The sequence below is a fragment of the Legionella sp. PC1000 genome (assembly GCF_014109805.1).
GTDB lineage: Bacteria > Pseudomonadota > Gammaproteobacteria > Legionellales > Legionellaceae > Legionella > Legionella resiliens.
This window is the reverse complement of sequence record NZ_CP059400.1, coordinates 585486-597995: the sequence shown is the minus strand read 5'-3', so window position 1 is coordinate 597995 and position 12510 is coordinate 585486. Positions and strand designations below refer to the sequence as shown.

Below are 12510 nucleotides of genomic sequence, written 5' to 3'. Positions count from 1 at the left end.
TATACTTTGAGTACGGGAAAAAATATAACATCATCAATCTATTAAGAAAAATTCTTGTTTTTTAAAGATGACGACTCTATTGTAGCTGCCACCTCAGCCTTGTTATTTACTCAACCCCAACCCCTTTTTTTGTAACTTATTGAAATGATGATTACAACTCATTTGCCTGTAGTCGCATTTGTGTAGTATCGCTATGTCAATTTCAAACTGACCTTTATAAGGACAGAATAATCTAAAACAAATCAAAAATTTCGAGATGCTTCTATAATTAAATATGCCCATGATGATCATAATTTCATCAAAACCAATATTTCAAAGAGGAGCAGAGATGATTCGTATTAAACTTGTAGGAAATAACGTTCAATTCATTTCATCCGATAGTCGTGATAATCCTAAAGAAAAAAAGTTTGAGGGTAACTATTTAGAAAAGGCATTTATACAAAAAAAATGGCTCAGTGAAATAGATTATAGTGTTAGGCGATCTTTCGTGGATACTTATTCCGTACCTGCCAGCATGTTTGACAGTGTAGCGGATATTACTAAGATATTTAAAGAGCATGATATAGATACGACGACAAATCGAAAAGAAATACCATTTTTTAAAGGCCCTGAAGTTTCTTATGAGCTTACACTTACTACTGCAGAAGAAATTAACAATAAAATTTCTGAGCTTCGTAACAACGATAAACTCAATAGAATTGGGTAGTAAAAATTCGCAGTCGGTATCAGAACCTGAGAGATCGTCAGTTTTTTAAATTTCTCTACGTACCGCTTAAATTTCTCTACGTACTGCTTTCCTACGTACCGCGCTTTATGCGCGGTATCCAGAACGATATTTTAAGATGCCGCTGAACATTTCTACAGCAAGATTTCCTGGATACCGCGCATAAAGCGCGGTACGTAGACGAAGAAATTAAGCGCGGTAGGTAGGCGAAAAATTTAGTGGAGGTTTCTCAAAACTGACGATACCTCAGGTATCAGAACCGAGCTATCTCGGTCCCATCCTTAAGAACCTATCTATTACCCACGGCAGTTAACAAGAGCACATGTTTCGCAGTTTCCCTAATATTAAGGAGATCTCGTAATTCATCATCATAAAATGCGCCTACCGAGCAAGCTCCTAATCCACGGGCTTGGGCGGCGAGATAGGTTGTTTCTCCGCCTATGCCCGATTCTAAATTGGCATACCGGTAATCTCTTTCTCCATGGAGCTTTCCTATCTGACTGAGATCAACACTCCAGGCAATAACAAAAGCTGCTCGTTCAAGAAGCTCCTGAGAAAGACCAGCTTGATATATTCTTTTTGAAAAATTACCCTCCCTGATTTTCTCTAAAGCGGCTTCTTCAGGAATATACCGGTAAACACCTTTGGCTAAGTCTTTTACTTTAGAAACTATTACGAACAGTTCAACGCGACGCCCATCTTCAACATTATGTGGATTTCTAAGAGGGGCAAAGGACTGGCGGATTACACCTGCAAAATCGTCAAGGCTAACCTCTTGGTCGGAAAACTGCCGAAATGATCGGCGACTTTTAATAACGGTAAAGGTATCTTCTTCAGCTATGGATCCAAGTGGTAATTGAATAAGCGCATCTGTAGTGGGAAAATCATCCTGATGTTGTGCCAAGTCAATTTTGGGAATTTTCATTAATCCTTTTGTCCAGTGTACCGAGGTTAGCTTATAAGAAAGACGCGTCAGTTCGATATCTTGAATCTTTTTGGGCAGAGCAGCTGGGGTGAATTGAGGTATTACCACGCGTTCAGTGAGCTTATTCTTTCCGAGCACGACCATTGATAAAACGCCCTCATCTTGTGGTGACAGTCCCAAGACCATCTTCATTTTTTCATCATCAAAAAAAGATGTGCTTACATATGGTAGCTGTATAGATGAGGCCACAACGCCAAGATTGCCCAAAATATGCCCGGCATCTGGCACTATATAGCGAAAAGAACGCTCCCGGTATTTCCAAATAGTACGGTCAAAATTGGCGGTGATAATAATAATGGCTGAGGCATTTTTTTGTATGTCAGGATAAGGACTTGCCAGGGAAAGAGCTTGAAGTGATTGCTGGTTACCAATTTGCGTTAAATTATGATTTGCAGGGTGGTAATAATAAATGCCAGGATTAAGTCCTTTTACATTGATCGCAGCAACGTATAAATCATTGGGATAGAGTGCACCTGCTGATGCGGCAGCGCGCAGCAATAAATGTACTCCAGGGTAATTTAACTTATCTGTTATCCCGTTTGAGTAATAAAGAACATTCGATAAATTCTGTAAACTCAAAGAAGTTACAGAATTTGATTGCACTGGGGATAAACTTTGACTCAGCGAAGTGCCAGAACGATTGCCAGGTATCGGCAGTGTTGTCACTGGATAATTAGGATAATTTTTAAATTCCTCAGGCTTGGCAATATTAAACTTCAGGCCAAACACAGTACTGCGAGTGAGATCCCCGTGATGGTGGATATAACGAATAGAGTCTACTTTCTTTTCTCCGGTGGTAAACCAGATTCGATGACCACTCGGTGATTCCGGGTTATTCTCGATAAGGGGGGTTGTTGCTGGGCTAATAAATTCATATACGATCGTTGTTATCACAAGAAAAGCAATTAGCGTGATGATAATTAAACAGATTTTTTTAGCCCATGGCTTCCATTGAGTCTGTGTTTCATCAAGCAGAACAGAGGGGCTATTTTTTTTTAGCCAGTGAAAAACCAGGGGAAGTTGAAACCAAAGATGGACAGAAACTAAAAATAGTAAACAATAGCCAAACAAATAATGTAAATCAAAGGCAGGCAAATCCATGCGTGCTACCCAGAATAGCCCCAGCCCGGCAGTAATGAGTACATAAAAAATCAAATAGATTGCCGAGATCATATTGATGTCTCTTCTTTTCACGGGTTTCTTAGTGAAAGCACGTACAACTAAATAGACAATCATCAAGGTAATAGGGAGAGAAAACCAAAAGAATTTTTCCATAATATCTAGGAGCTCCTAAATTTAACGACAAAAGTAACTTTGTCTCATGTATTTATACTTCATTAAGAGGGAACTGTCATTGCGAAGGTCGGGGCCCAAGATATCGTCACTTTTTTAAACAATTTATCGGGCTTCTAATGATCAATTTGTTTCGTGCCATTCCCGCGCGGCGGGAATGACATCAATAAAACCCCACATTCTTTAATGTTCAAAACTTAATTACAACACGGCCAATAATTTCACCAGCCCTCAGTAGATTGAGGTGTTCATTAATTTGCTCAGGATGAATTAGTTTAAGCGTATGTTGGATTCGACCTTGTGATGCAAGCGTTATTATTTCGGTGAGATCATTGTAATTACCCCAGAATGAGCCATGATAAGTATATTCACGAGATACAAAAGGAAAGAGAGGAATATTAATCTTGTCTCCAACTAGGCCAACTGAGGCATAGTGTCCCCCAATCGATAAGAGCCCGAACCCCATAATGATCATCTCTTCGGCTCCTACACAGTCAATAACCGCATCAAGTTCACCTTGGTGAGTAGCCTTTCTTAACTCATTTCTAATATCATCTATTGATTTACCTTTAGTGCTAATAACATGATCAGCTCCATATTTCTTGGCAACAGTAAGTTTGTCGGGATGACGAGCAAAAGCAACCACTGTCGCTCCAGCGCCCAAGAGCTTTGCATATTGCACAGCATAAGTACCAAGTCCCCCAATACCTAGTACTCCAAGTACTCGATTTGGCCCCAAAGCTCCGGCATCGCGAAGTTTTTTAATGCCTCGATAGGGAGTTAAACCTGCATCAGTAAGAGGAGCTAGTTCTTCGGCCTTTAGAGCTTTATCCACCTTGATAAGATATCTCGCAGGGACCGGAACAAATTCCGAATAGCCACCATAAGGACCAAACCCTGGCCACTGCCCATGGCTACAAATTTGCGTATTGCCTTCATGACAGTGACGACACATCTCATCACCCCAACCGCCCACGACAACTACCTGATCGCCTTTCTCAAACCCAGCAGAACCAGGAACCAAGCTACCTATCTTTTGTATCATACCTGCTATCTCATGGCCTGGGGTGAGTGGTAAAGGTAGATTCGCATATTTTTGAAAATAACCATCAAGTAATTGCACATCAGTTCGACACATACCGGCTGCTGTAACTTTTACAAGGATTTCATCAGGTTTAATATCAGGAACAGGAACTTCTTCAAGAACCAAAGGCTTATTATACTCATGCATACGTACTGCTAACATATTAGTCTCCATCCTAATGTGTTTGATCGAATTATAGTATTTAAATTAACCACTCCATATATTAAATTTATAAAAATTAAGCGAGGCAAATAGATGCTCAGCATTCATAGACTCATTCATTAAAGTGAGTTTTTATATTTGCTAGCTGTTTAGCCATATTTCCTATGGTATTATTTTTTGTACCTAATAAAGGATAGTAAATAAAAAGGAGAAGGCATGCCAAAAACGATTATTACAGTAGATCTCAATAAAAAACCTCACGAGCAGCCGTATCCGCTTCATAATCGATGGCATCCCGATATTCCTGCCGTAGCAACTGTAAAACCTGGAGATATTTTTCGTGTAGAGTGTCTTGATTGGACAGGAGGACAAATAAAAAATAATGACAATGCGGATGATATTAAATTTGTTGATTTAACCCAGGTGCATTATTTAAGTGGTCCTATCGCAGTTCAAGGAGCACGGCCAGGCGACATTTTGGTAGTAGAAATTCTCGACATAGGTGCACTTGAAGGAGCGGAATGGGGGTTTAGTGGAATTTTTGCTCATGAAAATGGGGGTGGGTTTTTAACTGACCATTTTCCCAATGCTGCAAAAGCTATTTGGGATTTCGAAGGTGCATATACCTCTTCTCGGCACATTCCAGGTGTTCGCTTCCCTGGCATACTTCACCCCGGCCTAATTGGCTGTGCTCCTTCTCATGAACTTTTAGCTCAATGGAATCAACGTGAAGAGGCACTTAAAATGAAAGATCCTACACGGATTCCTCCTTATGCTGAATTGCCACAGAAAAAAGGAGCATTATTAGGAACATGTGCTCATAATAATTATGAAAAAATTGCTCATCAAGCGGCTCGAACTATTCCTCCGCGGGAAAATGGTGGAAATTGTGATATTAAAAATTTAACAAAAGGGTCGCGTATTTTCTTTCCAGTATTTATAGAAGATGCTCATCTTTCGGTAGGTGATATTCATTTTTCTCAAGGAGATGGTGAAATTAGTTTTTGCGGAGGAATTGAAATGGCAGGATGGATCGTCTTAAAAGTAGATCTTATCCCTCAAGGATGCAAAAAGTATTCACTTAAAAATCCACTGTTTTATACCCCTTCGTTAGAACCACATTATTCGCGCTACTTAATATTTGAAGGGATATCGGTTGATGAAAAAGGAAAACAATATTATTTAGATGCTACTATTGCGTATAAACAAGCATGCTTGAATGCAATTGAATATTTAAAAACAAAAATGGGCCTCAGTGGAGAACAAGCGTATCTTTTATTAAGTGCTGCTCCTATCGAAGGACGCATTAGTGGAATCGTAGATATACCCAATGCGTGTTGTACCCTTGCTCTACCGCTTGATATTTTTACGAGCGATATTATGCCTCGTTAATTTATTTTTTTAAAGAGTATCATTGCATCAGAATCGTTTGCGAGTCAGTTGGAGAAAGTCATATGGGGGCGTACTCAATAAAGGACTTTCTCCCTCTTAGAAATCGGAGTTTTCAATGAAACAAAATGTCTCCCATCTGCCAAGAGAACTCAGCCGTATGGTTTCCTGGTCCCTTACTCGTTTAGGGAACGCCATTGCAGAAGTTTATGGGGAAGAAACATATGAGCGAATTGAGCAAATCCGACTATCCATGCAAGATACGATTGGCAGCGAACCATTTGCACTTAGAAATGCGCTTCTTGGTCTTCAAACTGAGCTTTCCCAGCTTGATAGAAATCAGCTTTATCAAATTGCTCATGGGTTTTCTCTCATGATGGAACTCATTAATGCCTGTGAAGGTGCTTACCGTATTTTTCGTATCAATCAAAGAGAAGAAAAATTCTATTCTGACAAGCCTCAGGGTATTCATTATGTCTTAACGGCGCATCCAACAGAAGCGCGCACAAATGAGTTTTTAACGCTGTTTAAAGCAATTCGTGACTCTCTTGTCGAGATTCTAAAATCCCCCTATCTGAAGAATGAATCCCATCTTGATCAAATGCTTAAAATCGCACTTCAGATTAATATTTCCTATCATAAAAAACCAAGCGTAGAGGACGAGGCACGCTACATCTATCAATACGCACTCAATCCACTCAATATCAAACTTTATCATTCCCTTTTAACCAAAGGCGTTCCTGTTCAATTACGTACTTGGGTAGGGGGTGATAAAGATGGACACTCAGGTGTTAATGAAAAAATCATGGTTAAAAGTCTCGAGCTTTCCCGATCATTTTTTATTGCCTGCATTCAGGAATACCTAAAAGAAGTACTAGAAATAGTTAAGCTCTCAACCGCACTAAATAAAAACAAAGTATTGGAAAATCAGATCAATCAGCTTATTAAAAAAACTCACGATCTTAGAAAAATACAACCAAGAGATTACAAGAAAGTAGCTGGCTTCAAAAATGAATTAACTGCTGTACAGACAGATACTCTAAAGTTTTTAAATTTCGAGCTTGAACAATTCTCCATCATCTCCAGCATTTTGCAGCTTTATCCTGCTCTGGTTATACCTATAGAACTCAGAGAAGATTCAGCCGTTGTAAAAGAGAGTTTAACAAGCATAAAAAAAACAACGATTACCAAAATGCTTGAACATGTCTACTCCATAACTCATGGTAGTGACCCCAAAAACTATATACGCGGTTTTATCCTCAGCATGGTTGAATCTGCTGAGGACATAAAAAATGGAATTAACCTGGTTAAACAAATTTTTAGAAGCTATGCCCTACCTGTGGTGCCTTTGTTTGAAAATCAACTTGCTCTCACCAGTGCTGATACAATTTTAAATCATTCAATCACTGAAGAGATTAGACAGAAGCATCTTACACAGTGGGACGGAAACTATGAAGTCATGCTGGGTTATTCCGATTCGTCTAAAGAAAATGGCGTATTGCCTTCCCGGCTCATGATTGCGAAAAGCTTAAGAAGTATTCAGTCTATACTGGAAAATAAGAACCTTCGGCCCATTTTTTTTCATGGGTCAGGAGGAAGTATCGAACGAGGAGGTGGAGATATCAAAGAACAGACTGCTTCCTGGTCCAAAGAAATGATGGATAATTATAAAGTAACTGTTCAGGGGGAAATGGTCGCAAGACTTTTTAGTTCGAGTTCCATACTCAAAAGCCAGATTGACAAATTCCTTGATATCTATTCACAAAAAGATAAAAACACTGAGGATAGCTATCCTGAAGAATTGTTATTATTTTCTACAAAAGTCAGTCAGAAATATAAAGCGCTTATACAAAGCGAATGGTTTTGGTCCGTCATTGAACAGGCCTCGCCCTATCATTTTTTGAGGGAACTGAAGATTGGCTCTCGTCCGACCAAACGAAAATCAGGACCTGATCAAAGAAAACTTCGGGCCATCCCCTGGATTTTATGCTGGACTCAAACACGGCTTCTTTTCCCAACCTGGTGGGGGCTTGGTTCCACTTGGCTAGAGTTAAATGATCCTGGAAAAAATAGGCTTAAGGTTCTCTATAGGGAAAATGCTCTTTTTGCTTCCTTTATCAAACAACTAGGCGTCACTCTATCTAAAGTTTACCTCCCTATCTGGGAGCAATACTTGTACCAACTGACTGGCTCCAATGAATACCTCAAGCCTTTTCAATCAGAACTCGAGTCAACCATCCTATTCTTCTATCAAATAACAGGTGAGAACGATTTTTGTTTTCATCAACCATGGCTTGGGGAAAGCATTCAATTAAGATCAACCATGGTTCATCCTTTGAATCTCATTCAGATTGAAGCCATGAAAAGAAAAGATTTACCTCTTTTAAGAAAAACAGTTACAGGCATCTCTTGTGGTATGTTGACAACCGGATGATGAGATAAGTAATGTTTATAAACGTAGGTCTGAACCATGCCCGAGCTACGGGCTAGGTTCAAGCACTAATGGACCACTTAACTGGCTTAATTACAAAAAAGCCGTTATATTTTTATATGGTTATTGAAATGACGTATTTTGTTTTATTGAGGGTATAGATACCGATACAGTGTCAATCATTACTCAATGAATGCTTAAAATTTACCTTGTCTGCTTCAAACAAGTCCTCAATTCCATGTTGAAATTTTTCTACTATTTCATACACTTAATAAGAAAAGTTTTAATCAAGAATAAAACTACCCATAACAGGAAGTGAACAAAGAATGGTTAGATATTAATAAGGAATGTTATCTCATGAAAAGACATATAGCTTGCGGGGTATTATTTAATTTAATCTGTATTCAAGTATATGCCGTACAAACCCCGGATTCTATTTCTGAAAAAATATCTACGCGTGCTAAATCCTATAAGGGGGTACAACATGCAGGGACAACTCATCAAAAGGCGAACACTACAACGAAAAAGCAACAATCAATCGAAATAAATTGTGATTATAGGATTTCTCCTGAAGCTCAAAATATTGATAATGCCTTAATTGTAAGCTGGGCAAAATATGCTGTACTCCATTCTTTTAATTTTGATTTGCCGTCCTTTGACACTCAGTTGAAGAATTTAAGAACATGCTATACCAAAAATGGATGGGTTAGCTTCATTAATGCATTAACCGATTCGGGAAATATTAATTCAATAAAAACCCAAAATCTAATGGTAAGCAGCATTTTGGATGGAAAAGTTCAACTGATTGATGCTCAGGAAAATCAATGGAAAATAAATGTGCCTATTAAAGTTTTTTATAAAAATAATCAAGAAGAAATAACACATTTTCTTAATGTGTACATGATTATCAGCTGGAGGAACGCATTTAAACTCGGCATAGTTCAAATAGTTGCAACACCACGTGCTGCTCCGATATCTCAAAAAGCAACTGCAATAAGGGAGGCGCTGGAAGGTGTATCCTTGAGCGTGACGCATCAAATAAATAGCGCGGAGAATCTGAAAAAAACAGTTACTTCGTTTCTGACTTCTTTATTCATTGCTTCAAATAAATCCCTTTCTGAGACAGATAGAATCCAAAGTCATCCCGAATTGTGCCTAAAATTAGAGTATAATATTACCAGCCAGCTCCAAAACCTTATTGAGGAACAAGTACTAGAACATGAGAAAGCAATAAAAGCCCTCATAGCAAACTTAACTTCTTATTATAAAAATGAGATTGAAGAACCTTGGTTGGAATGGACTAAAAATCAGTTTCTTGCCGTTAAATCAGATATTTTTGCTAATAAATTGCCTAAATTATTATCCTATTTCAAAGAAAAGGGCACAGTGAGTTTTTATGCCGCATTACCCAAGTTAGATAAAATAAAAGGACTTAATACGCTAAAATCACTCAGTCAGCAACAGAATAATAAAATACAATTAGCTCAAAATGTTGAAATGTCGCAATCATCGCAACTTCCGAAAATTACATTTAATAGACGTTCTGAAGAGAGGCCAGAGACAATTAATTGCAATTACAAAATTCCCAGCGAGATAACAGAGATTGACGAAGACCTGGTGATAAAATGGGCAGAATATGCCGCAACACAATCTTTTGATTTTAATTCGGCATCTCTAGAGACTCAGTTACAGAAATTGGAGTCTTGTTATACTGCAAAAGGTTGGGCGAATTTTAAGAGTGCTTTAGAAAAATCAGGCAATATTGAAGCAATTAAAACACAAGATTTTATGATGAGCAGTAAAGTGGATGGTCAAATAAAACTGATCAGAACTAGAAATAACCAATGGAGCATCGAATTACCCTTACAAGTTGTTTATCAAAACAAACAAGTCAAAGTAACTCAATTTCTAAATGTTAGTTTAACTATGGGACGTGAACTGACAGGCGAGTTTGGAATTATGCGAATTATTGCTGCGCTTAAGGATCCAGTTAACCCCAATACAGTAACACCGAGCAAGACTCCAATAATACAATCTAATGAACACGTGTTACAAAATACCCAACAATCCACCTCGGCTCAACAAAGAATAGCAGCCCTTATCGACTGTGATTATAAAACTCCTGTTGAAATTAAAAACATTAATCAAGATATTATCTTAGCTTGGGCTGAGCACGCTGCAATTAAATCGTTTAATTTTGATTCTCAATCCATAGATGAACAATTGAAAAAATTGCAATCGTGCTACACGCAACAAGGATGGGACAAATTTATAAATGCTTTTGAAAAATCAGGCAACATTAAAACGTTTAAGACCCGAAAACTCAGTGCAATAAGCCAAATAGATGGGGTGCCTCGACTCATTGAATCTCGAGATAACCAATGGACACTCACCCTTCCTTTAAAAATTAACTATCAATTTGAAAATGGTAATGTAATACAATTACTTAATATTGATTTAACTATAGGCCGGAAAAACACTGGTGATTTGGGGATTATACAACTCAATTCTACATTACGTACCGCTTCTAGCTAGCAAGTTTGGGTCTTTAGACCCAACAAATCCAATCTCCATTACTCTCCTAATTGATTGTTTCTAAAATCATGCTCACAAACCCAATTTATGGGTAAAGTCCTAATTTAGGGTAACCGTGATTGGTTTAATCATAAGTCATTTTCTTTAATTTGGAGTAACAAGTCAGAAATAAGAAATTTTAAATGGTGTCTTCTATCAGTGTATTGATCAGCTATTTTCAAATAGTTTTCTGCCTCTTTATAATTTTGCATATCCATTAATTCGCTAGCATAATCTAATAGGGCTTCTATATATTCCTCTTTTACAATCTGATTATCTGGATATTCTAGTAATATCTTTTTTAAACGAGGAATCAAATTTAAATTAACTCTAGGTTTAATAAAGAGCGATTCAAAGGGGTTCTTATCACACAAGATGTTTCTCCTCTTAATCATAAGTTGGACAGCTGATCGAAGATCTGTTCTACTTCGACGGCACTCTGTTTTTGTTTCGCTTCATTATAAATTCTTGAGATTTGAGAATCGTTAAAATGCACCTTAATATCGGCAAATAATTCTTTCATTTTCTCTTTATCTGTTTGTTGATTTGCTTCCAGTAAATGGGTATTTAGAAAAGAGCAAATTGTCCTTACTTTAGCTTCAGTATCAGTTTTTAGAATTCCTAGTGTTCTTTTTCCTTGAATATGCGTATCAGGGCTAATTTCAGTAACTACATAATCTGGTAATAAAGAGCGATAAAAATCTTGTTTCTCCTTGCGAATCGCTACTAAACCTTCTAATTTAGATAAAGAGATTTTTCCTTGTTGTACTTTTTCAATCAGCTCTGGTTTTTTTAAATAGTTCGCGTGCTCCATACATGTAGCTTGGTATTTATCATATAAACTAGATATAAATGCTCCTTTATATTTGGGCTGATTCTCTTTTGCAAATATCTTTTGCCGAAGTGGAATTAAATTTATTTTACTCCAAGCTGTAGCTTCTTTTTTTTCTTCAGAATTAGCCAGACGAAGCGCGACATCTAAGTCTCCTTGAATGTTTTCTAACTCCATACTGATTTTAGAAAAAGCATGATAACAGTTCATGTATTTGTGAAATCGTTCCGGATCCGCACCATGAGCACTAAGATATTCAGTAGTTAATTGTTGCTTTTTTGCTTTCCAAGGTACTTGTTCTGCTATTTCAGGGGCTCGTATTTGATATTGCTTTATTTCATTTTTTATCGAACTTATTTGCTTATTTTTTTCTTGTTTTGCCTCCAGAAGTTTTTCTCTTTCTGCGGAATCAAGATCTGGATTTCCCAATTTTGTATTAATCTTTTCTAATTCCTCATCTAATCCTTTTAATTTCAGAGGTAATCCTAATAGTTGCAATTCACTTGTTTTATAATTTTCAAAGTAATTGTTTTCATTACTAATAAACTTCGCATTATCTTTTGCTAATCTATCTAAATTGTCTAAAGCTACATCTAGGTCTAAAAGCAGTGACTTATATCTTTTATATAAATCTAATACATGTGACATAAAAAAATCCTATATGCTATTTAAATTAAATTATAGATGATTATTGTCGGACCAAGGCCCGACCTACGCTTGCTAAATTCTACCTTCCGTACCGCTTCGAGTTAGCACATAGCAAGCGTAGGTAGGATCATTTGCATTTCGTCATAGCACTGCAGCAATACGTAGTATTATGCTTTATGCCCCGAAGCTCCTCAAAAATTTTCCCACTTCCTACGTACCGCGCTTTATGCGCGGTATCCAGAATGATGCTTTGATGTATTATTGAATTCTATTTCAAAAGTAAAAAACTACCAGATATCGCGCATAAAGCGCGGTACTTACTGATGTTTATTTCCAGTGAATAGCACCTCTGCTGTTTTGCGACCTATGTGTTCTATAATTAAACCAA

8 protein-coding genes are annotated in these 12510 nt (G+C 37.5%); 4 read left to right on the top strand and 4 right to left on the bottom strand.

The features are described from left to right. Positions 1-328: 328 nt before the first annotated feature. On the top strand, positions 329-706 hold the full coding sequence (locus FOLKNPGA_RS02555) for a hypothetical protein (RefSeq protein WP_182351615.1): 378 nt from the start codon (positions 329-331) through the stop codon (positions 704-706). Between the two features lie 307 nt (positions 707-1013). On the opposite strand, the gene FOLKNPGA_RS02550 is transcribed toward FOLKNPGA_RS02555, so the two are convergent. Together FOLKNPGA_RS02550 and FOLKNPGA_RS02545 are read right to left on the bottom strand one after the other, a co-directional pair. Beyond that, positions 1014-2984: a SagB/ThcOx family dehydrogenase gene (locus FOLKNPGA_RS02550; protein ID WP_182351614.1), complete on the bottom strand. Its 1971-nt coding sequence runs from the start codon at positions 2982-2984 to the stop codon at positions 1014-1016. 208 nt (positions 2985-3192) lie between these two features. Beyond that, on the bottom strand, positions 3193-4248 hold the full coding sequence (locus FOLKNPGA_RS02545) for an NAD(P)-dependent alcohol dehydrogenase (RefSeq protein WP_182351613.1): 1056 nt from the start codon (positions 4246-4248) through the stop codon (positions 3193-3195). 216 nt (positions 4249-4464) lie between these two features. On the opposite strand from FOLKNPGA_RS02545, the gene fmdA reads away from it, so the two are divergent. From fmdA to FOLKNPGA_RS02530, 3 genes are all read left to right on the top strand, one after another. Further along, the gene (fmdA, locus tag FOLKNPGA_RS02540; RefSeq protein ID WP_182351612.1) at positions 4465-5640 is read left to right on the top strand and encodes a formamidase; all 1176 of its coding nucleotides are present in this window, start codon (positions 4465-4467) and stop codon (positions 5638-5640) included. 115 nt (positions 5641-5755) lie between these two features. Then, on the top strand, positions 5756-8071 hold the full coding sequence (locus FOLKNPGA_RS02535; protein WP_182351611.1) for a phosphoenolpyruvate carboxylase: 2316 nt from the start codon (positions 5756-5758) through the stop codon (positions 8069-8071). A gap of 354 nt (positions 8072-8425) precedes the next feature. Continuing rightward, on the top strand, positions 8426-10603 hold the full coding sequence (locus FOLKNPGA_RS02530; protein ID WP_182351610.1) for a DotI/IcmL family type IV secretion protein: 2178 nt from the start codon (positions 8426-8428) through the stop codon (positions 10601-10603). A 128-nt stretch (positions 10604-10731) separates the two neighbouring features. Here the strand turns inward: FOLKNPGA_RS02530 and FOLKNPGA_RS02525 are convergent, their stop codons facing one another. Then, a complete protein-coding gene (locus FOLKNPGA_RS02525; RefSeq protein WP_182351609.1) occupies positions 10732-11016 on the bottom strand; it encodes a hypothetical protein in 285 nt (94 codons plus the stop codon). 17 nt (positions 11017-11033) lie between these two features. Next, entirely contained in the window at positions 11034-12122 is a 1089-nt protein-coding gene (locus tag FOLKNPGA_RS02520) for a hypothetical protein (RefSeq protein ID WP_182351608.1), read from the bottom strand. Positions 12123-12510 lie beyond the last annotated feature (388 nt).